Annotated in this window: 2 protein-coding genes; both read left to right on the top strand. The window is 65.3% G+C overall.

From position 1 onward, the window contains the following. Positions 1 to 430, top strand: a 430-nt coding sequence (locus ACFVS0_RS21805; RefSeq protein ID WP_430589112.1) for a dihydrofolate reductase family protein, incomplete at its 5' end; no start/stop codon positions are given. Positions 431 to 494: 64 nt separating this feature from the next. Further along, the coding region (locus tag ACFVS0_RS21800; protein WP_430589111.1) for a serine hydrolase domain-containing protein at positions 495 to 860 on the top strand (366 nt) is incomplete at its 3' end.

Raw genomic sequence — 860 nt, 5'->3', positions numbered from 1 at the left:
CCAACTCGGCTTTCACGATGCCGAGAATCAGAAGTTCGACACCGTCATCCAGGGAAGGGCCAGCTACCAGCTGGCGCTGGACATGAACATCACCAGTCCGTATGCCCAGCTGCGTGAGTTCGTGGCCTCGCGGACCCTGAAGGAATCGCCCGACCCGAACGTCGAGCTCATCTCGGACGATGTGGTCGGCAGGGTGCGGGAACTCAAGGCGGAGGACAGCGAACTCGGGATCTGGCTCTGCGGCGGCTCACAGCTCGCGGGGGAGTTGCTCGACGAGATCGACGAACTCGTGATCAAGACGTATCCGCTGGTCTACGGGTCGGGCATGCCGATGTTCGGATCGGATTTCGCGGCCACCGAGTTCGCGCTCGAGTCGGTGCGTGTCTTCGACAACGGGGTGCTGGTCAGGACGTACAGCCGCAAGCGTTGACCTCTTGGCCCGCATACCGCGAAATGGGGTCGCCACGGAGCGCTTGCGCCGGTACTTGTTGACCATGACCTACCACTCGGAAGAACTGCTTCCCGGCACGCAGCGCGCACTGCTGCACCGCATCGCCACCGCACAGGCCGAAGGCCGCGCACCCTCACTCGTCGCCGCGGTGCAGCGTCGGGGCCGGGTCGTCTGGAGCGGCTCCCGCAGCTGCGTCGACGACCATTCCCCTGACGCCGATACGCAGTTCAGGATCGGATCCCTCACCAAGACCTTCACCGCCGTGCTGGTCCTGCGGCTGCGCGATGAGGGTCTGCTGGATCTCGACGACCCGCTGGAGAAGCATCTGCCGGGTACGGGCGTCGGCGGTGTCACCATCCTTCAGCTGCTCGGTCACAGTGCGGGACTGGCCGCCGAGTCGCCCGCACCC

The sequence above is a fragment of the Isoptericola sp. NPDC058082 genome, from assembly GCF_042885055.1.
Classification (GTDB): domain Bacteria; phylum Actinomycetota; class Actinomycetes; order Actinomycetales; family Cellulomonadaceae; genus Isoptericola.
This window is presented reverse-complemented; position numbering and strand designations above follow the sequence as displayed.